Source organism: Bradyrhizobium jicamae, assembly GCF_018130215.1.
In the GTDB taxonomy this organism is placed as follows: Bacteria; Pseudomonadota; Alphaproteobacteria; order Rhizobiales; family Xanthobacteraceae; genus Bradyrhizobium; species Bradyrhizobium jicamae_A.
Genome location: NZ_JAFCKQ010000009.1, coordinates 144,237 through 168,779 on the forward strand (window position 1 = coordinate 144,237; position 24,543 = coordinate 168,779).

A 24,543-nucleotide genomic window follows, 5' to 3' on the forward strand; every position below is an offset into this window, starting at 1 on the left:
GCTGTCGAGACTAGGCCGTCGACGCGGGCCGGAACAGCCGCTCGTGACCGGTCGGCTTGTCCCCGGGGGAAGGCGACGGCGGCGACTTCGCTCTGGTGCAAGAAACCGCTCCCCACCTGGTCTAATGCCGAGTCATAAGCTTCGGCCCGCGCGATGCTGCGCAGGCCGGCACAAAGGGAGGAGACGGGGATGAAGCGAACGATCGCACGTGCTGGCGTCGTGGTGGCGGCACTTGCCGTGCTGGGAGCCGCCTGGGCCCACGGGCCGACCCGCCAGAAGGTGCGGGAATCGATCGAGATCGACGCGCCGCAGGCCAAGGTGTGGGCGACCATCGGCAATTTCCAGGACATGGGCTGGCTGGTCGGCGTCAGCAAGACCGAGGGCGACAAGGGCAACGAGATCGGCGCGACGCGGCGGCTGACGCTGTCAGACGGCGCGACCATCGACGAGGAGCTCTACAAATACGAGCCGGACATGCTGAGCTATTCGTACCGGATCACGGCGGTCGACGTGAAGGTGCTGCCGGTCACCAATTATTCCTCGACCCTGACGGTGTCGCCGGCATCAGGCGGCAAGACGAAGCTGGAATGGGCCGGCGCCTTCTACCGCGGCTTTCCGAACAACGACCCGCCGCCGGAGCTGAACGACGAGGCCGCGATCAAGGCGGTCAGCGGGCTGTACCGCGCCGGGCTCGAAGGGCTGAAGAAGAAGATCGAGAGCGGCAGCTGAAGCATGATCCGGAAAAGTGCGAAGCGGTTTTCCCGCGCGACAAACGCGGAACGCGTTTGCGCGGAGATCATGCTCAAACAAGGAGCTAAAGCGCGATGACGATTCAACCCAATCTCGTCGCGCTTTAGCATGCGGGCGATCGTTGTCGCGGCGCTGCTGGCCGGCCTCGGCGCAGCGCGGGCCGAGGAGGCGTTCGTCACTAACCAGCTCAGCGATGACCTCACGGTCGTCGATCTCGCCACCTCGAAGGCCGTTGCGACGATCCCGATCGGCGGCAAGCCGGCCGGCATCGCCGTCACATCTGACGGCCACTTCGCCTATGTGACGAGCCCCGATGGCAAGGTCGTGAGCGTGGTCGACGCGGCCGAACGGAAGGTCATCGGCCGGATCGATGTCGGCGGCGGCCCGCTCGGGATCGCGGTCGCACCGGACGGCGCGACGGTCTATGTCGCCGACTGGTACGCCGCCGCGGTGCGGGTGATCGATGCGAGGGCGCAGCGCATCGCGGCCAGCATCACGGTCGGCGCGTCACCCTCCGGGCTCGCCGTGACGCCGGACGGCCGCCTGCTGCTCTCGGCGGATCGCGACGACGACAGCGTGTCCATCGTCGACACCGCCACGCGGGAGCGAAAGGCGACCGTGAAGGTCGGGAGCCGCCCGTTCGGCGTCACGATCGATGCCGAAGGCAAGCGCGCCTACACCGCCAATGTCGGCTCCAACGACGTCTCCGTGATCGACATCGCCGCAGCCAGCGAGATCGGCCGCGTGCATGTCGGCCTGCGCCCCTATGCGGTCGCGCTGGCGCAGGGCCGCGGCTTCGTCACCGATCAGTATGACGGCAAGGTCAGTGTGTTCGACCTCGCGACGTTGCAGCCCGTGAAGCGGATCAATGTCGGGGACTATCCCGAAGGCATCGAGGCGACGGCGGACGGCAAGCAGATCGTGGTCGCGAACTGGGAGAGCAACACGCTCAACATCATCGACGCCGCCGAACTGAAGATCGTGGGCAAGGTCGAGGTCGGCGACGGCCCGCGTGCGTTCGGGGTGTTTCTGAGAAGGACGGAGTAGCCCGCGTCAGCGAAGCGACATGCGGGCTCGTTCCTTCGATGTCGCTTTGTCATCCGGGCTGCTTGCCGCCATCAAAGGTCGAAGATGACCTCTTTGCTTTCGAAACCTCGCCTGTCGCCAAGCGCAACCGTCGCACCGACATTTAGATAGGCGAGGCCGCGAAGACGGTGTTCGATTGTCGTGAAGTCGAATTCGGTTTTTGCAAATATCTTGCCGCTCGGACGAAACGTGATCTCGGTTCCGCGGCGCCGATTTCCATCCGGCTGGCCGGCCGTGCCGACTACGGCTATCGGCGCGTCGGGTTTGCCCATGCGGCAACGCATGAACTGCTCCTTGCCGTTGCGCCAAACGTACAAATCGAGCACTTCCGAAAGCGCGTTCACTACCGCCAGGCCGACGCCACGAAATGCGTCGGGCAATCTCCGCGTGTCTTGGGGGAATGCGTTGCCCTCGGGGACGTAAGTCATGATTAGTTCGGCCGCCGATACGCCTTCCCGCGGATGGAGGTCGGTTGGAATGCCGCGGCCGTTATCGCGCACTGTCGCTGACCCGTCGGCGTTCAACGTCACGTCAACGCGATTGCAATGCCCGGCCAGGGCTTCGTTGATTGCGTTGTCGACGACTTCGAAAAGCATGCGGTGCAATCCCGAGCCATCGTCGGTATTGCCAATGTACATACTTGGTCGGTTTTGGACATCTTCTAGGCCATGCAAGATCGTTCCTCAAATTCGCGTAAGCCAGATGTTCATAGACGCATTCCGCCGTCATTCCGTCACAGCGCTTCACCTGGGCGACGATAGACGGATGTTCACTCCGCTGCCTCGCTCGCACTGCTGCTCTTCCGCGGCTTACTGTTCGCCTTCTTCAGCACCGGTGCCAGGAATTTGCCCGTGTAGCTGCGCGGCGCTTTCACGATGTCCTCCGGCGGGCCCCAGGCGACGATCTCGCCGCCGCCGTCGCCGCCTTCCGGGCCGAGGTCGATGACCCAGTCTGCGGTCTTGATGACCTCGAGATTGTGCTCGATCACCACCACGGTGTTGCCCTGGGCGACCAACTCGTGCAGCACCTCGAGCAGCTTTGCGACGTCGTGGAAATGCAGGCCGGTGGTCGGCTCGTCCAGGATGTAGAGCGTGCGGCCGGTGGCGCGCTTCGACAGCTCCTTTGCCAATTTGACGCGCTGCGCTTCACCGCCCGAGAGCGTGGTGGCCTGCTGGCCGACATGGATGTAGTCGAGGCCGACGCGGTGCAGGGTCTGGAAGGTCTCGCGCACGCGCGGCACCGCCTTGAAGAACTCGGCGGCTTCCTCGACGGTCATGTCGAGCACGTCGGCGATGCTCTTGCCCTTGAACAGCACCTCCAGGGTCTCGCGGTTGTAGCGCTTGCCCTTGCAGGTGTCGCAGGTGACATAGACATCGGGCAGGAAGTGCATCTCGATCTTGATGACGCCGTCGCCCTGGCAGGCCTCGCAGCGGCCGCCCTTGACGTTGAAGGAGAAGCGCCCGGGCTCGTAGCCGCGCGCCTTGGCCTCGGGCAGGCCGGCGAACCATTCGCGGATCGGCGTGAAGGCGCCGGTATAGGTCGCGGGGTTGGAGCGCGGGGTGCGGCCGATCGGCGACTGGTCGATGTCGATGATCTTGTCGATGTGCTCCAGCCCCTCGATGCGGTCGTGCGGAGCGGCGCCCTCGCTGGCGTTGTTCAGCTTGCGGGCGATCGCGCGGTAGAGCGTGTCGATCAGCAGCGTCGACTTGCCGCCGCCGGAGACGCCGGTGACGCAGGTGAACAGGCCGAGCGGGATCTCGGCCGAAACGTTCTTCAGATTGTTGCCGCGGGCGTTGACGACCTTGATGGTACGTCGGTGGTTCGGCGGCCGCCGCTCCGGGATCGCAACGGAGAGCTCGCCGGTGAGATATTTGCCGGTCAGCGACTTCGGGTTGCGCATGATCTGGTCGGGCGTGCCCTCGGCGACGATGTTGCCGCCATGCATGCCGGCGCCGGGGCCGATGTCGAGCACATAGTCGGCCAGACGGATCGCGTCCTCGTCATGCTCGACCACGACCACGGTGTTGCCGAGGTCGCGCAGCCGCTTCAGCGTGTCGAGCAGGCGGGCGTTGTCGCGCTGGTGCAGGCCGATCGACGGCTCGTCGAGCACGTAGAGCACGCCCGTCAGCCCCGAGCCGATCTGCGAGGCCAGGCGGATGCGCTGGCTCTCGCCGCCCGACAGCGTGCCTGACGAACGCGACAGGGTCAGGTAGTTCAGGCCGACGTCGAGCAGGAAGGTCAGCCGCTCGCGGATCTCCTTCAGGATGCGGGCGGCGATCTCGTTCTGTTGCGCGTTCAGCGCCGATGGCACCGTCTCGAACCATTCGCCGGCGCGCCTGACCGAGAGCTCGGAGATCTCGCCGATATGCTTGCCGCCGATCTTGACGCAGAGCGCCTCCGGCTTCAGGCGGTAGCCGTTGCAGCCGGCGCAGGGCACGTCGGAGAAATATTTTGCAAGTTCCTCGCGCGCCCACTCGCTCTCGGTCTCGCGATAGCGGCGGTTGATGTTGGTGACGACGCCCTCGAACGGCTTCTTGGTGTCGTAGGAGCGTACCCCGTCCTCGTAGGAGAACTTGATCTCGTCGTCGCCGGAACCGTGCAGCAGCGCGGTCTGCGTCTTCTTCGGCAGGTCCTTCCACTTGGTGTCGAGCGTGAACTTGTAGTGCTTGCCGAGCGCGGTCAGGGTCTGGATGTAATAGGGCGATGAAGATTTCGCCCAGGGTGCGATCGCGCCCTTGCGCAGGGTCAGCTCCTTGTCGGGGATGACGAGATCCTCGTCGATATGCTGCTCGACGCCGAGGCCGCCGCAGGCCGGGCAGGCGCCATAGGGATTGTTGAACGAGAACAGGCGCGGCTCGATCTCGGGGATGGTGAAGCCGGAGACCGGGCAGGCGAACTTCTCCGAGAACAGGATGCGCTCGGGGCCGCTCTTGTCGTGGATCTTGGCGGTCTTCTTCCTGTCCTCGGTCGCTGCCGCTGCCGGCGCGTCGGCATACTCGATCACAGCGAGGCCCTCGGCGAGCTTCAGCGCGGTCTCGAAGCTCTCCGCGAGGCGCTGGGCGAGGTCGGGACGGACCACGATGCGGTCGACCACGACGTCGATGTCGTGCGGGAATTTCTTGTCGAGCGCGGGTGCCTCAGACAGCTCGTAGAAGGTGCCGTCGATCTTGACGCGCTGAAAGCCCTTCTTGAGATACTCGGCCAGCTCCTTCTTGTACTCGCCCTTGCGGCCGCGCACGACCGGCGCCAGCAGATAGAGACGGGTGCCTTCGGGCAGCGCCAGCACACGGTCGACCATCTGCGAGACGATCTGGCTCTCGATCGGCAGGCCCGTGGCCGGCGAATAGGGCACACCGACCCGGGCCCAGAGCAGACGCATGTAGTCGTAGATCTCGGTGACGGTGCCGACCGTCGAACGCGGGTTCTTCGAGGTCGTCTTCTGCTCGATCGAGATCGCGGGAGACAGGCCGTCGATCTGGTCGACGTCGGGCTTCTGCATCATCTCGAGGAACTGGCGCGCATAGGCCGACAGCGACTCGACGTAGCGGCGCTGGCCCTCGGCATAGATGGTGTCGAAGGCGAGCGAGGACTTGCCGGAGCCGGACAAGCCGGTGAACACGACGAGCTTGTCGCGCGGAATCTCGACGTCGATGTTCTTCAGATTGTGCTCGCGTGCGCCGCGGATCGTGATGGCACGCGATGAGGAGCCGGCGGGTTGTTGGCGCTTCGCCTTGAGCACTTCATCCATTGCGGCAATTCCGGGCGCGACGCTTGCGCCTTTTTGGGCGCGCATCGCCGGTGCTTCCGGGACCTTGCGCCGATGGGTGTGTGAAGACTGGAACGTAGGAAGAACGGCCGACAATTTCCAGTGCCGTGTTGTCTCCATCAACGGATAGTTTGCCGGATGGCAGCAGCCGGCAGCAGCAGAGGCGCCATCAACGAAAAAGGCCGGCGCGAGGCCGGCCTTTCCGTCGAAATCGTGATCTCAGGCGAGCACGACTTGACCTAGTACCTGGCGACGACCGGGCCGCCGAAAGTGTAGTTCACGCGGACGGTCGCCATGTCGACGTCCTGCTTGATGTGATCCGTGCGGTCGTTGACGCCGAGGATCGTGAAGCGGACGTCGCGGCTGCCCATGAACAGGTGGTCGTATTCGAACGCTACCGACCAGTTCTGCGCGAAGCCGATTTCGATACCGGTACCGACCGCGCCGCCCCAGCGGGTCTCGCTGGCGCTGTCGAAGGTGACCCCGGCCAGAATGCCGGTGTACTTGTCGCTGGTGACGGCGGCGCCGCCCTTCACGTACCAGAGCACGTTGTTCCAGGCGTAGCCGATTTGGCCGGTAAACAGGCCGATCGCATCAATCTTGCTCTGGTTGACCATCGGGAAGAAGGCCGCCAGGGAACTGACATTCGAACCCTTGAGGTCAGCCCAGTCACCCTGCGCCTCGAGGCCGAAGACCCAGGTGCCCGACTGCCAGCGATAGCCGATCTGGCCGCCGGCGAGGCCGCCGGTCGCATCATGGCAGCCTTCCGCAACGGCGGGCACGACCGGCCCGAAGCCGGCCACGTTGTTCACATCCCAGCAATTGTGGGAGCTGCCGTAACCGCCGTTCGCGCCGACATAGAAGCCGCCCCAATTGTAGACCGCCGCAACCATCGGCGGAGCCTTGGTGTAGGGACGCGCTGCCAGGTCAGCAGCCATCGCGGGCGCCGATGCAATCAAAACACTCAAGGCGGCCGAGGCCAGCAAAAATTTTCTCATTTCAGAATTCCAGTCCCGTTTTTTTGTTTGCTCTTCCAGCCCGGAAGATTATCGGGCGCGACTGCCCAACTTTGACGTGTGTATAACGGAACTCTCGGTCGCTATGTATCCGAGCAGCAACAGTCGTCGCAATTGTGGACGCAATGTGGTGATGCGCACGCAGTTCGCGCAAACAAAAAGGCCGGCGCGAGGCCGGCCTTTCGTTCGCATGATCCTGGATCGCGCGATCAATACTTCGCAATGACCGGGCCGCCCCATTTGTAGTTCACGTGGACGGTGACGAGGTCGACGTCCTGGCGCTCGCGGATGGTGCTGAACAGCACGCCGCCCGGAGTCGTCAGGTTGTAGGTGTTGTCCTGCATGAACAGGTGGTCGTACTCGATACCGGCGCTCCAGTTCGGCGCAAAGCCGAAATCGATGCCGACACCGACCGTGCCGCCCCAGCGGGTGTTGCTGACGGAACCGGCCAGAACGACCGGCGGCGTCGTGAAGGTGTTGTAGCGGTTGTCGGTCACCGCGGCGCCGCCCTTCAGGTAGAACAGCACGTTGTTGGCAGCGTAGCCGATCTGGCCGGTGAACAGGCCGAACGCATCGACCTTAGTCTCGTTGGTGAAGAGGCCCGGGAACAGGAGGCTGTTGCTGCTGGCCTTCAGGTCAGCCCAGTCGCCCTGCGCTTCGAGGCCGAACACCCAGGTGCCGGACTGCCAGCGATAGCCGATCTGGCCACCGGCGACGCCGCCAGTTGCATTTTGGCAGCCGTCCGCTCCGATGAAGACACCGCCGGGGGTCTGCTGATCCCAGCAATTGTGGCTCGAGCCCCAGCCGCCATTGGCGCCGATGTAGAAACCGCTCCAGTCATAGACCGTAGCAATCATCGGAGGCGGCGCCTTGGTGTAGGGACGGGCCGCGAGGTCGGCAGCGGCGGCCGGTGCGGCAAACGCGACCAGGGCAACCGTGGCAAGCAGAAATTTCTTCATTATCAATCTCCGGCACTGAACTCTTGTCCGCACTCTTGTCCGCTCCTCGTTGGTCCCCGAAGCGCTGACGCGAGCACCCGCTCAATTGCACGGAATCCTATACTCCGATTCAACCGCTATAACCGTCTCCCAAAAGCCACACTCGCGCTCGAAGTGCTGACATCGCAAGGCGATGATCTATTTGCATTTTTTCCTAGGTGCGCAACTCGCCGGCGAGCCCCTCGCTGGAACTTGCGGGTCCTTGATCGTCGGGTCCTGCGCTACGACAGGTTGTGGCGAACAAAACTGGAACATTTCCGGGGGCGATGCTATATGTGGATAACCGCGGCATGTCCGCGCGATGCCGGAGGCGGCGGACCGGCGTCGGCGTATAGGGTCATCCGCGACGCCTGCAGTAAGTGGCGAAGGTTGAGAGTGGCGGCCGATATCCGGCCGGCCCGGTTTTGAGTGGAGATGAAGCGATGGCGGGAAGCGTGAACAAGGTCATTCTGGTCGGAAACCTCGGCAAGGATCCGGAAATCCGGCGAACCCAGGACGGGCGTCCGATTGCCAATCTGTCGATCGCCACCTCCGAGACGTGGCGCGACAAGGGCACCGGTGAGCGCAAGGAAAAAACCGAGTGGCATCGCGTCGTGATCTTCAACGAGGGCCTGTGCAAGGTCGCCGAGCAGTACCTGAAGAAGGGCGCCAAGGTGTACATCGAGGGCCAGTTGCAGACCCGCAAATGGACCGACCAGAGCGGCGTCGAGAAGTACTCGACCGAGGTCGTGCTGCAGGGCTTCAACTCCAACCTCACCATGCTCGACGGGCGGGGTGGCGGCGGCGGCAGCTTCTCCGACGACGGCGGCAGCGATTTCGGCTCGGCAGGTCCGGTCAGTTCGGCTCCGCGCCGCGCGGTCTCCGCCGGCGCCGGGACGCGCAACAGCGACATGGACGACGACATCCCGTTCTGACGCCAACCGCACCGTCAGCGGCTCCGTCTTGCTCCGTGAATGAGTTTCACGGGCAGACGGCTCGTCAGCGCGCTGCATTGGGCGCAAGCAGATTATCAGCACGTCCGCGTAGTAGATTGGCTTTCATGGATTTTGGCTCGGGTCCATGACGGGCTTCCGGTTTTTTGACAGCTTTGCATGTTAATGATATTAACATTGCGTCGCCGGATCATCGGAAAGCCGACATCACATGAGCCTTGCGCCATTGCTCGACGCCGCGCCTGCGATCCCGCTCCATGCGTTTGCGGCGATGGCGGCCTTCATCCTCGGCTCGATCCAGCTTGCCGCCCCGAAGGGCACGCTGCCGCATCGGACGCTGGGCTGGATCTGGGTGATCCTGATGCTCCTCGTGGCGGGAAGCTCGTTCTGGATCCACCAGATCCGGCTGGTCGGCCCATGGAGCCCGATCCACCTGCTTTCGATCTTCACGCTGGCGATGCTTGCGCTGGCCGTGACGGCTGCGCGGACCCACAATGTCAGGCGTCACAGGTACACGATGATCGGCATCTTCTTCGGCGCGCTGATCATTGCCGGGCTGTTCACCTTCATGCCCGGGCGCATCATGCATGCGGTGGTGTTCGGGCAATAAGGCTGCGAATGGTGAGTCGCGAATAGCGAATGGTGGAAGCGGTTCCATCCGCTGTCAGCCATTTGCCGCCGGCCTGTCGGACCGGACCAAGCGCTGGAGCGAAAAGAGCCTCGTAAGTCCATGAAAAAACGAAGGGAAGAACGGCTTCCCGTAACGGCGCGAGGGTGGTTTTCAGACCCCTGATACGCTATATGATTCCACAGTAAAACTGACCGGATTTCCCCTTTGTCCGAACCTGAAGACGACAAGCCCGGCGAGCCGCCGGCGCCCTCTGATATTCGTCCCGTTTCCATCCTCGACGAGATGAAGAAGTCCTACCTCGATTACGCGATGAGCGTGATCGTGTCGCGCGCGCTGCCCGATGCGCGCGACGGGCTCAAGCCGGTGCACCGGCGCATCCTGTATTCGATGCATGAGCAGGGGCATACGCCGGACAAGAAATACGTCAAATCCGCGCGCGTGGTCGGCGACGTCATCGGTAAGTATCATCCGCACGGCGACCAGTCGATTTACGACGCCATGGTCCGAATGGCGCAGGATTTCTCGCTGCGGGTGCCGCTGATCGACGGTCAGGGCAATTTCGGCTCGGTCGATGGCGATCCGCCAGCGGCCTACCGGTACACCGAGGCACGGCTGACGCGGGCGGCGCTTGCCGTGCTCGCCGACATCGACATGGAGACCGTCGATTTCCAGCCCAACTACGACAATTCCGAACACGAGCCGTCGGTTCTTCCGGCCAGGTTCCCGAACCTGCTGGTCAACGGCGCCGGCGGCATCGCCGTCGGCATGGCGACCAACATCCCGCCGCACAATCTCGGCGAGGTCGTCGACGCCTGCGTGGCGCTGATCGACAACCCGGCGCTTTCGATCGACGAGCTCATCAACATCATTCCGGGACCGGATTTCCCGACCGGCGGCGTCATCCTCGGCCGCCAGGGTATCCGCTCGGCCTATCATCTCGGCCGCGGCTCGATCGTGATGCGCGGCAGGGTCACGATCGACACCATCCGCAAGGATCGCGAGGCGATCATCATCACGGAGATCCCGTACCAGGTTAACAAGGCCTCGATGGTCGAGCGCATCGGCGAGCTGGCGCGCGAAAAGAAGATCGAGGGTATCGGCGAGCTCCGCGACGAGTCCGACCGCGACGGCTACCGCGTCGTGATCGAATTGAAGCGCGACGCCGTGCCGGACGTGGTGCTGAACCAGCTCTACAGGTTCACGCCGCTGCAGACGAGTTTCCCGGCCAACATGCTGGCGCTGGACTCCGGCCGTCCGCAGACCATGAACCTGAAGGACCTGCTCACCATCTTCGTCGCGTTCCGCGAGCAGGTGGTGACGCGGCGGACCAAGTTCCTGCTCGGCAAGGCGCGTGATCGCGCTCACATCCTGGTGGGCCTTGCGATCGCCGTGGCCAATATCGATGAAATGATCCGTGTGATCCGGACCTCGCCCGATCCGAACACCGCGCGCGACACCCTGATGTCGCGCGACTGGCCGGCGCGGGATGTCGAGGCGATGATCACGCTGATCGACGATCCCAGGCATCGCATCAATGACGACGGCACGATCCGGCTGTCGCTGGAGCAGGCCAGGGCCATCCTCGACCTGCGGCTGCAGCGGCTCACCGCACTCGGGCGCGACGAGATTTCCGAAGAGCTCGACAAGCTCGCCGCCGAGATCAAGGACTACCTCGACATCCTGCGTTCGCGTGCCCGCGTGCAGGGCATCGTCAAGGATGAACTCGCCGAGGTGAAGGCCCAGTTCGCGACCCCGCGCAAGACCGAGATCATCGAGCAGGAAGGCGAGGTCGAGGACGAGGACCTGATCCAGCGCGAGGACATGGTGGTGACGGTGTCGCACGCCGGCTATGTCAAGCGCGTGCCGCTGTCGGCCTATCGGGCGCAGCGACGCGGCGGCAAGGGCCGTGCCGGCATGCAGACCCGCGACGAGGATTTCGTCTCTCGCCTGTTCGTGGCCTCGACCCACACGCCGGTGCTGTTCTTCTCGTCGCGCGGCCAGGTCTACAAGGAGAAGGTCTGGCGGCTGCCGATGGCGGCGCCGAACGCGCGCGGCAAGGCGCTGATCAACATCCTGCCGCTGGAGCAGGGCGAGCGCATCACCACGATCATGCCGCTGCCGGAGGACGAGTCCTCCTGGGGCAATCTCGACGTGATGTTCGCCACCACCGGTGGCAACGTCCGTCGCAACAAGCTGTCCGATTTCGTGGATGTCCGCCGGTCCGGCATCATCGCCATGAAGCTCGACGAGGGCGAGGCGATCGTCGACGTGCAGATCTGCACCGAGCATGACGACGTGCTGCTCACCGCTGCCGGCGGCCAGTGCATCCGCTTCCCCGTCAGCGACGTGCGCGTCTTCACCGGCCGTACCTCGATGGGCGTGCGCGGCATCGCGCTCGCGGAAGCCGACAGGCTGATCTCGCTGGCGATCCTGCGCCATGTCGAAACCACCTCTGACGAGCGCTCGACCTATCTGAAGATGCGCCGCGCAGTGGCCGGGGAGGCCGCGGCCGAGGAGCCGGCTGAGGCCGAGGGCGAGGAGACCTCGGATGCGTTCCAGCTGTCGCAGGAACGCTATGCCGAGTTGTCGGCCAAGGAGCAGGTCGTGCTCACGGTCTCGATCAACGGCTACGGCAAGCGGACTTCGTCCTACGAGTACCGCACCACCGGCCGCGGCGGCAAAGGCATCGTCGCGATGAGCGTGAACAACCGCAACGGCAAGCTGGTGGCCTCGTTCCCGGTCGAGGATGCCGACCAGATCATGCTGGTCACCGACAAGGGGCAGCTGATCCGTTGCCCGGTCGCGGACATCCGCGTCGCCGGCCGCTCGACGCAGGGCGTGATCGTGTTCGACACCGCCGAGGACGAGCACGTCGTCTCGGTCGAGCACATTCCGGAAGAAGAGAGCGGCGAGAACGGGAACGGCGGCTAGTCCAGGGAGGCGCGTCCTCATTCAAGCGGGTGTCGGTCTCCGACGGGCAAGCGGAAATCTTGCGATCCGTCGGAGCATCCCGCCTGGCCCGCGGCGGCCGGCCGGCGCCCTAGACAGGTTTCGACCGTAGGACAATAATTGGCCCGCTCGGCGGAGTTGGGCCATCATGGACCTCGGGGGTTGGTTGCGGAGCCTCGGGCTCGAGAGGTATGAGGCGGCATTCCGCGAAAACGAGATCGATGACGCTGTTCTGCCGAGTTTGACGCCCGAGGACCTCAAGGAACTCGGTGTGCACATTGTCGGCCATCGACGCAAGTTGCTCGACGCTATCGCAGGGTTGCGCGCCGCGTCAGGGCCCGGTCCGCGGACGGCGGGAGATCGCTCCAGCGGCATATTGGGCTCCGGGGACGCTGAACGCCGCCAGGTGACGGTGATGTTCTCGGATCTCGTCGGCTCCACGGCTCTTTCCACGCAAATGGACGCGGAGGATTTACGCGAGATCATTTCCGCGTACCAGAAATCCGTGGCGGCAACGGTGCGTCGGTTCGACGGGCTCGTCGCGAAATACATGGGCGACGGTGTCCTGATCTATTTTGGGTATCCAGCGGCGCATGAGGACGACGCCGAACGTGCCGTACATGCCGCACTGGAACTGATTGCTGCAGTTGCCGAGCTGGATGTCACGATACCTCTGCAGGTTCGCGTCGGCATTTCGACCGGGCTCGTGGTCGTGGGCGATTTGATCGGTTCCGGTGAGGCGCAGGAACGCGGCATTGTCGGCGCGACCCCGAACCTGGCGGCGCGCCTGCAGAGCGTTGCTGCACCCAACACGATCGTGGTCGCCGAGGCGACGCGCAGGCTCCTCAGAAACGTCTTCGAGCTCGACGACCTCGGTCCGCAGAAATTGAAGGGAGTCACCGAACCAATGCGCGCCTGGGCCGTGCTGGGCCCGCGTTCAATTGAGGGCCGCTTCGATGCCGAGCACGGCAGCAGCTTTACGCCCCTTGTCGCAAGGGAGCGCGAACTGGAGTTGCTGCTTCGCGGCTGGCAAAGCGCAGTGAACGGCCATGGTTGCGTCGTACAGCTGGCAGGCGAGCCGGGCATCGGCAAATCGCGCGTGGTTGCGGCACTCGAGGAGCACACAGGAACCCAGGCACACCAGCGTCTCCGATATTTCTGCTCGCCTCTCCATTCGGACAGCGCGCTCTTCCCGATCATCCGCCAGATCGAACGGGCCGCAGGATTCGTCCACGGCGATAGCACGGCGGAGAAGCTCGACAAGCTCGATGCCGCCTTGCGGGATTCCGTGGAATCGACGGAGGATCGAGCTCTGGTTGCCGACCTGATGTCGCTGCCAAACGATGGGCGTTACCCACACACGTCACTTGATGCTCAGGACAAGCGACGACGCACCTTGTCCATTTTGCTGGAATCGCTTGAAGCGATCGCACGCCGTAAGCCGGTTCTGATTATTTTCGAAGATTTGCATTGGATCGATCCGACCAGCCTCGAACTGGCGAACAAGATCGCCATGGCTGTTCGGTCGCTCCCGGTTCTGATGGTCACGACGTTCCGGCCGGAATTCTATTCGGCGCTTCCGGATCAGCCGCACGTGAGCAGCATTGTGATCCATCGTCTGGACGAGCAAGCGGCCGCTGAAATCGCGCGACTGGTCGGCGGTCAGGATCTGCCAGCCGATGTACTCTCGGCAATCGCACAGCGCTCCGACGGAGTTCCTCTGTTTATCGAGGAGATCACCAAGGCGGCCGTTGAAATCGGCGGCGAGGCTTCCGCCGGGACTCGCGGTGGTACAGGCACGTCTTCGGCGGGGGACGTTCCGGCAAGTCTGCACGCATCGCTCATGGCTCGCCTTGATCGACAGGGAAGCGCCCGGGAGATTGCGCAAATTGGCGCAGGGATCGGGCGGGAATTCTCGCATCGCTTGCTTGCCGCCGTCGCGTCCTGGGACGAGTCCGAATTGCGCGAAGCGATAGATCGGCTGGTTGCGGCCGGATTGGTCTTCCGTGAGGGTAACCCGCCACACGCCACGTATCAGTTCAAGCACGCGCTGCTGCGGGACGCAGCGTACGGTACGCTGCTGCGGGATGCACGTCGCCAGTTGCATGGAAAAATCGCGCGCTCCATCGAGCTTCTTTCGCCTGATACTGTCGAGACACGGCCGGAACTCCTGGCCCATCATTACACGGAAGCGGGGATACTCGGGACGGCCGTCACACTTTGGGGAAGAGCTGGCCATCGTTCGCATGCGCGGTCGGCGCTGGAGGAAGCCGAGCAGCAATTGGGGCGCGCCATCAGTCTCACGAGGAGGTTGCCGGGCACTCCCGCGCTTCGGCGCGATCAAATCGAGCTTCAGGTCGAACTTGCGACCGTCCTGATGCACACCAAGGGCTACGGAGCGGATGAAACGAGGGAGGCCGCAGCCCAGGCACGGGTGTTGATTGAAAATGCACAGGTGATCGGTGAGGCTCCCGCTGACCCGATGATGCTTTTCTCGGTCATATACGGGTTCTGGGTTGTAAATATCGCGGGATTCAACGGCGATGCTGCCCGCGAACTGGCTGCAGAATTTGTCGGCCTTGCCGAAAGGCAGGGCAGGACGGGACCGCTGCTGCTCGGCCACCGGATGATGGGTGTGACGCTGATGTCGGTAGGCGATCCCGTCCAGGGAAGAGCGCATCTCGATCGAGCGCTCGATCTTTTCGACCCGGCAGAGCATCGCGATCTGGCGGCGCGCTTTGGTACCGACGCCCAGGTGGCAATCCTGGAGTGGCGATCAAGGACATTGTGGCTTCTCGGTTATCCCGAAGCCGCTCATGAGGACGTGGAGCGGTCGTTCCGGGTGGCGCGCGAGATCGGCCATGCCGCGACGTTGATGCACGCTCTGGCCCATTCGACCATAACCCTGATTCTTTGCGGCAGTTATGCAGAAGCAGCGAGCAGGGCCAGAGAACTGATTGTGTTGGCCGGCGAGAAGGGCTCGTCCTATTGGAAGGCGAACGGGCAACTGTGGGAGGGGTGTTTGGCTGCCCTTACGGGTGGTTCGACGCAAGCCGTTGAAATCCTGGCTCCGACCCTGCAGGCGTATCGCCTGACTGGCGCAACGATCTATGCTCCGTATGTCATGGGGCATTTGGCGCGGGCCTATGCGGATCTCGGAGATCACGAGGCGGCTCGGCGAACGATCGATCAGGCACGCGTCGACGTTGAACGCACGAAGGAGAGATGGTGCGAGCCGGAGCTGCACCGGATCGCAGGTGAACTCGCTCTCGTCTCTCTGGATGGCGACGAGCTCGCGGCCGAACGTCATTTTGAACGAGCGCTCGAGGTCGCACGCGGGCAGCGAGCGAGAGGCTGGGAATTGCGTGCCTCGATAAGCCTGTCCCGTCTCTGGCGAAGACAGGGAAAGCTCGTCGAAGCGCGGGGCCTTCTGGCTTCGGTCAACGATGGCTTTCCGCCAAGCTTGGACACGCCCGACCTCAGCGAAGCCAGACGCATTCTTGACGAGTTGTATCGGCACCTGCGCTGATGGCCCAGTTGGATCGTCTGTTGGCCCGTCGACCGGAGGCGAGTATGCACCGGTCTCTCAGAGATGCGGGACCACTTCGACGCTTGCCTTGAGCAGCGCTGACGCCTGCGTCCCATTCATGAGTTCGTAGAAGAACCGCGTCTCGAAATAGTCGTCACCGAGGAAGCCCTTGTTGGGGCTGTAGGCGGTGCTGGTTTCATTGTCGGCCCGGTATCTCCCATGTTTGGCGCCGACCAGAATCTTCTGGTCGTGCATCGGGCCCATCGAACCATAGTTGATCCGGCACTCGTGGTCCTGCAGCACGATGATCTTGACGGTGACCGTGCAGTCCGGGCAGAGGCTGATCCTGGGCACGCGGCAATTGGGGTTGAAGCCTCCTCTCGCCTTGGCCGGTCCGGCTGCCGACATCGACAGGATCAGCAGCGAAACACAGGACATGACAGCTGCGGTTCGAGGCATTCAGAGGCTCTTCGTTCGGTGCATCTGCACTGACTATGCCATGCCGGAACATTTCCGGGTAAGCGTCACGTCATTGCCGGATATTTCATATGAGCAAACGACGAAACGCAGGCGCGGGTGGAAGAGATCTGTCGAAGATATCCGTCCTGGCCGCGGAGCGAGCCGTTCGCTGATGGAAACACGCCCAAAGCGCGATGAGATAAGCCTGCATCGTCATCGCGCTTTAGCTCTTTGTTTGAGGATGATCTTTTCGGAAAACCGTTTCACACTTTTCCGGATCATGCTCTAGCCGGTCGAGCTTTCGAGTTCCCTGGCCAGATCGGCAAGCCCGTCGCGCTTGCCGATCTGCGCGAACCAGCACCAGAGTTCCAGCGTGCAGGCGAGCCGATACAGATCGATTGTCGCCTCCCAGTCAGGGCGATCGATTGCGCCATAGCCCGCGAGCAGGCCGTCTCGCCTGGCCGCATCCTTCGGCGTGAAATAGTAGAGCGCCTTGGCGATATCCATCAGCGGATCGCCGGCGATGGCATTCTCGAAATCGACGATCCCGCAGAGTTGCGGCTTGCCGTCCGGCGTCACCAGCACGTTGCCGGCATGGAGATCGTAGTGGCAGAGGCGAGGCCTGTCTGCGGCGTCGAGCAGATGACTGCGCCCGGCGATGCTGCTCCGGAGCCGCTCGGCCAGCGCCTTGTCTCCGCCGCGCGTGCAGAACTCCGCCAGCTTTTTGTCGAACTGCGCTGACATGTAGGCGCGGTTGGTCGGATGCGGTGTCCAGACGCCGTTCGGGCCGATATAGCCGAAACTATCGAGGGTGATGTCGTTGATCCTGCGCAGCGCCGCGCCCATCTCGGCGAAGATCGCAAACTGGTGCCGATCGCTCAGCTCCGGGTCGCGCCGGCCGAGCACGACGCCTTCGAGCTTGCTCATCAATACGAAACTGAGGTCGATGATCGAACGGGTGTCGTCGGCGAGGAGGATGCGGGGGACGGGGATGTCGGCCTGGTCGAGGAGTCCGAGGACAAGGACCTCCTTCGCCATCTTCCATTGCAGCGACGCCGGATAGACCTTGAGAATGTGGCTCGTGGCGTCCGTCAGCACGATCTCGTGGATCGTGCTGATCTCGCCGCCGCGCAGTTCGACGACCTCGTGCACCGTTGCGCGCGGCGCGACACGGCTGACGATCGCCTGCGCGTGGTCGATCGAGAGATCAAGCCGGGGTTTGAGCTGAAGCGGCGGATTTCCTGTCATTTCACCTGTAGCCCGGATGGAGCGAAGCGAAATCCGGGGTGCCCGTCGCATGGCGGCAGCCATCCCGGATTGCGCTTCGCTCCATCCGGGCTACAGGGACGACATCAAATCTCGATCTCCGTGCCGAACTCGACAACCTGTCCGGTCGGCACGCCGAAGAACGCAGCGGTGCGCTCGGCGTTGCGTTGCAGGAAGGCGAACAGCGACTCGCGCCACACCCACATGCCCGGGATATCCTCGCGCGGGATGATGGTCTCGCGGCCGATATAGTAGGTGACGTCGGAGAGGTCGATGCCCGGCAGCTTGCCTTGCCGGCAGGCGAGCTTCAGCCCCTCGTAGATCGTCGGGTACTGCATGAAGCCGTAGTGCAGGATGATCCTTGTGATGCCGGGGATGATCTCGACGATCGCCGCGCGGTCCTCGTCGGAAATCCGCGGCGCCTCCTCGATCCGCACGGTAACCAGCAGAACACGCTGATGCAGCACGTGGTTGTGCTTGACGAACTGCGTCAGCGCGAGCGGCACGCCATCGGGCGCCGATGCAAGGAATACGGCCGTGCCGGGCAGGCGTCCCTGGCACTTGTTGATCGCCGTCTCGATCAGATCCTCTTCCGGCTGGCGCAGCTTGCTGCGCGCCTTCTCGACCAGCTTCACGCCGCCGCGCCATGTCAGCATCAGGAACGCCACGGCAGCCGCGAGCAGCAGCGGGAACCAGCCTCCCTCCATCAGTTTCTCGGAATTGGCTGCGAAGAAGATCAGGTCGATGATGAAGAAGAAGCCGTTCACGGCGATCACGATGATCGGCGAATAGCCCCACTGGATCGCGACCAGGGCCGCGAGCAGCGTCGTGATCGCCATCAAGAGCGAGACCGCGATGCCGTAGGCGCCGGCGAGCGCGTCCGAGGTGCCGAACGCCAGCACCGCGCCGAGGGTGGCGGCAGCGAGCAGCCAGTTCACCAGCGGCACGTAGATCTGCCCGATCGCGTCACTGGTGGTGTGCTGGATATGCATGCGCGGCAGGAAGCCGAGCTGGATCGACTGCTGGGTCAGCGAATAGACGCCGGAGATGATCGCCTGCGAGGCGATCACGGTGGCGATCGCCGACAGCGCGATCATGGGATAGTGCGCCCAGTCCGGCGAGAGCTGGAAGAATGGATTGTCGATCGCGGTCGGGTCCGAGAGCAGCAGGCCGGCCTGGCCGAAATAGTTCAGCACCAGCGCCGGCAGGCAGATCGCGAACCAGGCGAGCCGGATCGGGAAGCGGCCGAAATGCCCCATGTCGGCATACATCGCCTCGCCGCCGGTGACGGCGAGGAAGGCGGCGCCGAGCACCGCGAAGCTGACGCGGAAATCCTCGTGCAGCATCATGTCCAGCGCGTAGGTCGGGCTCAGCGCGGCCAGCACGCCGGGCGCCTTCATGATGCCGTGGATGCCGAGCAGCGCCAGCACCAGGAACCAGGCCAGCATCACCGGTCCGAAGACCCGGCCGATAAGCGCCGTCCCGTGCTTCTGGATGAAGAACAGGACAACCAGGATCGCGATGGTGATCGGCACCACTGCGGGTGTCAGTGACGGCGCGTCGACCTTGAGGCCCTCGATCGCCGACAGCACGGAGATCGCGGGTGTGATCGCGCCGTCACCATAGAGCAGTGCCGCGCCGATCAGGCCGACGACGAGCAGATGCACCCGCCAGGTCCCGGGCTGCGCATTGCGCGCCGAGAGCAGCGCCAGCAGAGCCACAATGCCGCCTTCGCCGCGATTGTCCGCGCGCATGATCAGCGCAGCGTACTTGACCGAGATGATCAGGATCAGCGCCCACAGGATCAGCGATACCGTGCCGAGCACCTGGCCCGATGTCACGGCGCTGCCGTGGGCGGCCGCCTTGGCGGCTTCCCTGAGCGCGTAGAGCGGGCTGGTGCCGATGTCGCCATAGACGACGCCGAGCGCGCCGATCGTGATCGCGAAGGGGAGCGGGCTGGGTGGATGGCCGGAGGCGATGGCAGGCGCAGTGGTCACGGTGCAAAATCCCCCGATGGCCCCGCGCCCGCCGGGACATCCGGTGGGCGCGTTAGACGATAGTCTGCGACGGGACGTCGCAAATTACCATGGGATTTGCGTGACAGTTGGAAGGGACGCCTTGGCGATCACAAGCGACGCCGGGCGGGTCAGAGCTGGCTACGGCGTGCGGTCGGCGGTGACGAGGCGAGCCTCACGGACCACCAGCTTGGATCCGGCGGCGCGCAGGCAGGAGGCCTCGAAATTTGGCCACGCCTGCTGAGAGCAGTCCTTGCCGACCGGGTGGATGTCGAGGCGGTCAGCCTTGGCGAGCGGCTGCGGCGTCGAGGCTTCGACCTGCGGCGCAAAGCCGGGAAGAACGGTGAGCGCGGCAGCAACGAACGCAGCAACAACGATGGCCGAAAGTGCCTTGATCATTGACGGTCCCCATATGATCGGGCCCCCCGGGCCCGTCGTTTCGTTGTCCAACCTGTACCGGCCGCAAGTTTCCTGGCGTCTTCGCCACGTCCGGAAATGGTTTCGTCGTGGGCCGGTTTTGTTTCGTCGGCCGGGGGGCAACGAAACATTCACCCTCGTAGACGCTGGCATCCCAGGATTGGTTCAGGATTGGCTCATGGGACTGGTTCATTGCTGCTCATCGGCCGAGCCGGAATCGGCAGTCCGATGGAACCGGGCCGGCTTGCCGCGGACTGCGGGGCGGGGTAGAGGGGGCTTATGCCTCGCGTCGCGCTCTATCCCGGCTCCTTCGATCCCGTCACCAACGGCCATCTGGACGTGGTGCGGCAGGCCGTTTGCCTCTGTGACCGCCTGATCGTTGCGATCGGCGTTCACCCCGGCAAAAAGCCCCTGTTCTCGACCGAGGAGAGGCTGGCCATGGTCCATGAGGTGTTCGGTCCGATCGCCCAGGAGGCCGGCTGCGCCTTCGAGAGCTCGACCTATGACAATCTCACCGTCGCGGCGGCGCGGGCGACCGGAGCCACGCTGATGATTCGCGGCCTGCGCGACGGCACCGACCTCGATTACGAGATGCAGCTCGCCGGCATGAACGAGGCGATGGCGCCCGAGGTGCATACCGTGTTCGTCCCGGCCTCGGTCGCGGTCCGCCCGATCACCGCCACACTGGTGCGCCAAATCGCCCAGATGGGCGGCGACTTCTCAGCCTTCGTGCCGTCATCGGTCGCCGCTAGCCTGAAGGCCAAATTCGCCGGTTGAGGCCGGCTGTCAGTCACATCCCGAACGTCCTGATCCGGAGTTGTCATGATCCGAATTCTCGCATTCGTTGCCGCGCTGTTCTGCGTCGTTCCCGCTGTCGCCCAATCGTTGCCCGCCGGCCTCGACAAGGCCAATGCGATCGTGATCGACACCACCAAGGGGCGCATCGTGATCAAGCTGAGGCCCGATCTTGCGCCCAAGCACGCCGAGCGGATCAAGCAGCTCGCGCGGGATGGCTACTACAATAATGTACCGTTTCATCGCGTGATCGACGGCTTCATGGCGCAAACCGGCGATGGCAAGAATTTCAACGGCACCGGCGGCTCGAAATACCCGAACCTTCCCGCTGAATTCTCCGACGTGCCGTACAAGCGCGGCATCGTCGGCATGGCGCGGACCAGCGATCCCAACTCGGCGAATTCGCAATTCTTCATCATGTTCGCCGACGGATCGAGCCTGAACGGGAAGTACACCGTGATCGGCGAGGTGGTGTCCGGCATGGACGTGGTCGACAAGCTCAAGCGCGGTGAACCCGTCGCCGACCCCGACAAGATGGTGAAGGTGCAAGTCGCATCCGACATCAAGTGAGCCCGGCCGGTGCGGCCGCGCAGACCGAGTTCCTGGTTGGCCGCCCCGGTGCTGCTGCTTGCGATGACGCTGCCCGCACGATCAGAGATCGGGCAGCTCGATACGCTGAGGGATATCAGCATCGCGCTGCATCGCTGCTGGAAGCCGCCGCCGCCGTCGCTCGCCAATCCGATCGACATCACCGTGATCGTCAGCTTCAACCGCGAGGGCGCGATCCTCGGCCATCCCAGGATCAGCTATGAATCGGAACAGGCGACCGAAAACGACCGGGTGCAATACCGGATCGCCGTGATGGAGACGTTGCAACGCTGTACGCCGTTGCCATTTACGGAGAGCCTGGGCGGTGCGGTCGCCGGCCGCCCCTTCGCAATCCCGTTCAGAACCCGCAAACGTGAACCCAAACCGCAGGAGAGGCGAGCATGGCTGTTACCGAGAATACTTTGATCCTGGAGACCACGCAGGGTCCCGTCACCATCGAGATGCGTCCGGATCTGGCGCCGGGCCATGTCGCGCGGATCAAGGAATTGGTGCGCGAGGGCTTTTACGACGGCATCGTGTTCCACCGCGTGATCGAGGGCTTCATGGCGCAGACCGGCTGTCCGCAGGGCACCGGCATGGGCGGGTCCGGCAAGAAGCTGAAGGCCGAGTTCAACAAGGAACCGCATGTGCGCGGCACCGCCTCGATGGCCCGTGCTGCCAACCCGGATTCCGGCGACAGCCAGTTCTTCATCTGCTTCGACGACGCCTCCTTCCTCAACGGCCAGTACACGGTGTGGGGCAAGGTCACCGACGGCATGGAGAACGTCGACAAGATCAAGCGCGGCGAGCCGGTGAAGAACCCGGACAAGATCGTCAAGGCCCGCATGGCCGCCGACGCGGCGTAGTTGCTGACTGTCATTCCGGGGCACGCGCAGCGTGAACCCGGAATCTCGCGCCACAATCTCGAGGTTCCGGGTTCGATGCGACGCATCGCCCCGGAACGACGTGGCTGGGACGCCATGCGGACGGATCTCTTCGACTTCGAGCTTCCCCCTGAACGGATCGCGCTCAGACCCGCGAGCCCGCGCGATTCCGCGCGGATGCTGGTGGTGCATCCCGACGGCGTGCTGCGCGACCGCTCGATCGCGGACCTGCCGAACTGGCTTGAGCCGGGCGACCAGATCGTTGTCAACGACACCAAGGTGATCGCCGCCCAGCTCAAGGGCCGCCGCATCGGGCGTGAGTCCGAGCCGAAGATCGAGGCGACGCTGATCAAGCGGCTCGACGGCTCGCGCTGGCAGGCGCTGGTCAAGCCGGCGAAGAAGCTCAGCCCCGGCGACACCATCCGCTTCGGCAACGAGGGCAGGGTCTGCCTGCTCGGCCATCTCGACGCCGAGGTCGAGGCCAAGGGGCAGGACGGCGAGGTGACGCTGTCGTTCTCATTCCACGGTCCGGCGCTTGATCAGGCCATCGCGGACGTCGGCTCGCCGCCGCTGCCGCCCTACATCGCCTCCAGGCGCACGCCCGACGATCAGGACACCGCCGACTACCAGACCATGTTCGCGGCCAACGAGGGCGCGGTCGCAGCGCCGACCGCGGGATTGCATTTCACGCCGGCGCTGGAGGCTGCGCTCGGAAGCCGCGGCGTTGGATTGCATCGCCTGACGCTGCATGTCGGGGCCGGGACCTTCCTGCCGGTGAAGGTCGAGGAGACCTCCGAGCACAAGATGCACGCCGAATGGGGCTGCATCAGCGCCGAGACCGCATCCGCGCTCAACGCTGCGCGTGCCAGGGGCGGCCGCATCGTCGCGATCGGCACGACGTCATTGCGATTGCTCGAGAGCGCCGCTGCGCCCGACCGCACCATCCAGCCGTTCTCCGCCGAGACCTCGATCTTCATCACGCCGGGCTATCGCTTCCGCGCGGTCGATATCCTGCTCACCAATTTCCACCTGCCGCGCTCGACGCTGTTCATGCTGGTCTCCGCCTTCTCCGGGCTCGAGACGATGCAGCACGCCTACGCGCATGCGATCAAGGACGGCTATCGCTTCTATTCATATGGCGATGCGTGCCTGCTGTTTCGGGGGCACGAGCCGCGCGGAGATTTGTAGAGTGGGCAAAGGCGTGCAGCGCCGTGTCCACCACAGAGCGAACGGCAGGGAAGGTGGGCATGCTTGCGCTTTGCCCACCCTGCACAGTTCGTTCCTCACGCCATCGCGCGCTCGGGCAGCAGCTCGGCGATCTGCACCGCGTTGAGCGCCGCGCCCTTGAGCAACTGGTCCGCCGCGACGAAGATCGAGATCGAATGGCCGCTGGCGTCACTGAGATCCCTGCGGATGCGGCCGACCAGCACGTCGTCCTGGCCGGACGCATCGATCGGCATCGGGAAGTAGTTCCTGGCGCGATCGTCGACGATCTTGACGCCCGGAGCCTGGGCCAGGATCGCACGCACCTGGTCCTCGGTGATCGGCTTCTCGCATTCGAAGGTGATGGCCTCGGAATGCGCGCGAAGCACCGGCACGCGGACGCAGGTCACGCCGACCGCGATCCTGTCGTCCTCGAAGATCTTGCGGGTCTCCTTGATGACCTTGGTCTCCTCGTCGTTGTAGCCGGTCTCGGGGTCGACAGCGGTGTTGTGGTTGAAAAGGTTGAAGGCGTAAGGGTGCGGCATCACCTTCGGGGTGAAGACCTGTCCGCTGAGATTGGCCCGGGTGGATTCCACCAGCTCCTCCATTGCCGCTGCACCGGCGCCGCTCGCGGCCTGGTAGGTCGAGATGATCACCCGCTTGATCCGGTTCTTCCGGTGGATCGGCCACAGCGGCACCAGCGCGGTGATGGCGGCGCAGTTCGGATTGGCGATGATGCCCTTGTGGTCGCGGATGCGGTTCGCGTTGATCTCCGGGATCACCAGCGGCACGTTCGGGTCCATCCGGAACGCCGATGAATTGTCGACCACGACGGCGCCGGACTTCACCGCGATGGGGGCAAACTTCTTCGAGATGCCGCTTCCGGCGGAGAACAGTGCGATGTCGACGCCCTCGAATGCGCGTTCGGTGAGCTCCTCGATCACGACCTTGTTGCCGCGAAAATCGACGGTCTTGCCGGCCGAGCGGGCGCTTGCCAGCGCCTTCAGCTTGCCGACGCGAAAGCCGCGCCTGTCCATGGTTGCGATGAACTCGGCGCCGACGGCGCCGGTAACGCCGACAATCGCGACGACGGGATCGTTACTCACTTTGTCCTCCGTTTGAGATGTGCTTGCAGGCAATAAAAAAGCCCCGGACCTTCATCAGGCGGGGCTTCGGGTGAGATGATGCGGTTCGACCGACTACGCGCGCACGCCTCCCGAGGCCCCGGAGGGCTTGGTGGTTTTGGTGGTGCGTTTGGT

20 protein-coding genes are annotated in these 24,543 nt (G+C 64.0%); 11 read left to right on the forward strand and 9 right to left on the reverse strand.

Features of this window, described 5'->3' with window-relative positions; all coding sequences use genetic code 11:
• Positions 1-189 precede the first annotated feature (189 nt).
• Both JQ586_RS13820 and JQ586_RS13825 read left to right on the forward strand, forming a co-directional pair.
• Positions 190-729: an SRPBCC family protein gene (locus JQ586_RS13820; protein WP_212395122.1), complete on the forward strand. Its 540-nt coding sequence runs from the start codon at positions 190-192 to the stop codon at positions 727-729.
• A 129-nt stretch (positions 730-858) separates the two neighbouring features.
• Positions 859-1,797 carry a cytochrome D1 domain-containing protein gene (locus tag JQ586_RS13825; protein WP_212395123.1) on the forward strand — a complete coding sequence of 313 codons (939 nt, stop codon included), beginning with the start codon at positions 859-861 and terminating at the stop codon, positions 1,795-1,797.
• 71 nt (positions 1,798-1,868) lie between these two features.
• On the opposite strand, the gene JQ586_RS13830 is transcribed toward JQ586_RS13825, so the two are convergent.
• The 4 genes from JQ586_RS13830 to JQ586_RS13845 form a co-directional block, all read right to left on the reverse strand.
• Complete coding sequence (locus tag JQ586_RS13830; protein ID WP_212395124.1) at positions 1,869-2,474, reverse strand: ATP-binding protein; 606 nt, start codon at positions 2,472-2,474, stop codon at positions 1,869-1,871.
• A gap of 131 nt (positions 2,475-2,605) precedes the next feature.
• Positions 2,606-5,584: an excinuclease ABC subunit UvrA gene (gene uvrA, locus JQ586_RS13835; protein ID WP_212395173.1), complete on the reverse strand. Its 2,979-nt coding sequence runs from the start codon at positions 5,582-5,584 to the stop codon at positions 2,606-2,608.
• Positions 5,585-5,841: 257 nt separating this feature from the next.
• Entirely contained in the window at positions 5,842-6,600 is a 759-nt protein-coding gene (locus JQ586_RS13840; RefSeq protein WP_212395125.1) for an outer membrane protein, read from the reverse strand.
• 227 nt (positions 6,601-6,827) lie between these two features.
• Complete coding sequence (locus JQ586_RS13845) at positions 6,828-7,577, reverse strand: outer membrane protein (RefSeq protein ID WP_212395126.1); 750 nt, start codon at positions 7,575-7,577, stop codon at positions 6,828-6,830.
• A gap of 461 nt (positions 7,578-8,038) precedes the next feature.
• Here JQ586_RS13845 and JQ586_RS13850 point away from each other — a divergent pair, with 461 nt between their 5' ends.
• From JQ586_RS13850 to JQ586_RS13865, 4 genes are all read left to right on the forward strand, one after another.
• Positions 8,039-8,530, forward strand: a complete 492-nt coding sequence (locus JQ586_RS13850; RefSeq protein WP_212395127.1) for a single-stranded DNA-binding protein — start codon at positions 8,039-8,041, stop codon at positions 8,528-8,530.
• A 229-nt stretch (positions 8,531-8,759) separates the two neighbouring features.
• Complete coding sequence (locus JQ586_RS13855) at positions 8,760-9,158, forward strand: DUF2306 domain-containing protein (protein ID WP_212395128.1); 399 nt, start codon at positions 8,760-8,762, stop codon at positions 9,156-9,158.
• A 225-nt stretch (positions 9,159-9,383) separates the two neighbouring features.
• Positions 9,384-12,110, forward strand: a complete 2,727-nt coding sequence (gene gyrA / locus JQ586_RS13860) for a DNA gyrase subunit A (protein WP_212395129.1) — start codon at positions 9,384-9,386, stop codon at positions 12,108-12,110.
• Between the two features lie 166 nt (positions 12,111-12,276).
• On the forward strand, positions 12,277-15,657 hold the full coding sequence (locus JQ586_RS13865; RefSeq protein WP_212395130.1) for an adenylate/guanylate cyclase domain-containing protein: 3,381 nt from the start codon (positions 12,277-12,279) through the stop codon (positions 15,655-15,657).
• A gap of 57 nt (positions 15,658-15,714) precedes the next feature.
• On the opposite strand, the gene JQ586_RS13870 is transcribed toward JQ586_RS13865, so the two are convergent.
• The 4 genes from JQ586_RS13870 to JQ586_RS13885 all read right to left on the reverse strand — a co-directional run bounded on the left by JQ586_RS13870 (position 15,715) and on the right by JQ586_RS13885 (position 19,796).
• Positions 15,715-16,095: a hypothetical protein gene (locus tag JQ586_RS13870; RefSeq protein ID WP_212395131.1), complete on the reverse strand. Its 381-nt coding sequence runs from the start codon at positions 16,093-16,095 to the stop codon at positions 15,715-15,717.
• A gap of 306 nt (positions 16,096-16,401) precedes the next feature.
• A complete protein-coding gene (locus JQ586_RS13875) occupies positions 16,402-17,364 on the reverse strand; it encodes a phosphotransferase family protein (RefSeq protein ID WP_212395132.1) in 963 nt (320 codons plus the stop codon).
• 104 nt (positions 17,365-17,468) lie between these two features.
• Positions 17,469-19,322: a potassium transporter Kup gene (locus JQ586_RS13880; protein ID WP_212395174.1), complete on the reverse strand. Its 1,854-nt coding sequence runs from the start codon at positions 19,320-19,322 to the stop codon at positions 17,469-17,471.
• Between the two features lie 216 nt (positions 19,323-19,538).
• Positions 19,539-19,796 (reverse strand): hypothetical protein, encoded by a 258-nt coding sequence (locus tag JQ586_RS13885; RefSeq protein ID WP_212395133.1) that lies wholly within the window; start codon positions 19,794-19,796, stop codon positions 19,539-19,541.
• A gap of 297 nt (positions 19,797-20,093) precedes the next feature.
• Between JQ586_RS13885 and coaD the strand changes: the two genes are divergently transcribed.
• The 5 genes from coaD (at position 20,094) to queA (ending at position 23,269) form a co-directional block, all read left to right on the forward strand.
• The gene (gene coaD, locus JQ586_RS13890) at positions 20,094-20,591 is read left to right on the forward strand and encodes a pantetheine-phosphate adenylyltransferase (protein WP_212395134.1); all 498 of its coding nucleotides are present in this window, start codon (positions 20,094-20,096) and stop codon (positions 20,589-20,591) included.
• 45 nt (positions 20,592-20,636) lie between these two features.
• On the forward strand, positions 20,637-21,179 hold the full coding sequence (locus JQ586_RS13895) for a peptidylprolyl isomerase (RefSeq protein ID WP_212395135.1): 543 nt from the start codon (positions 20,637-20,639) through the stop codon (positions 21,177-21,179).
• A gap of 63 nt (positions 21,180-21,242) precedes the next feature.
• Positions 21,243-21,623, forward strand: coding sequence for a hypothetical protein (locus JQ586_RS13900; RefSeq protein WP_212395175.1), 381 nt, complete (start codon positions 21,243-21,245; stop codon positions 21,621-21,623).
• Positions 21,599-22,063: a peptidylprolyl isomerase gene (locus tag JQ586_RS13905; RefSeq protein ID WP_212395136.1), complete on the forward strand. Its 465-nt coding sequence runs from the start codon at positions 21,599-21,601 to the stop codon at positions 22,061-22,063. Before JQ586_RS13900 ends, JQ586_RS13905 begins: the two co-directional genes overlap by 25 nt.
• 114 nt (positions 22,064-22,177) lie before the next feature.
• Positions 22,178-23,269 (forward strand): tRNA preQ1(34) S-adenosylmethionine ribosyltransferase-isomerase QueA, encoded by a 1,092-nt coding sequence (gene queA / locus JQ586_RS13910; RefSeq protein ID WP_212395137.1) that lies wholly within the window; start codon positions 22,178-22,180, stop codon positions 23,267-23,269.
• A 95-nt stretch (positions 23,270-23,364) separates the two neighbouring features.
• Here the strand turns inward: queA and JQ586_RS13915 are convergent, their stop codons facing one another.
• Positions 23,365-24,390, reverse strand: a complete 1,026-nt coding sequence (locus JQ586_RS13915; RefSeq protein ID WP_212395138.1) for an aspartate-semialdehyde dehydrogenase — start codon at positions 24,388-24,390, stop codon at positions 23,365-23,367.
• Positions 24,391-24,543: the final 153 nt, after the last annotated feature.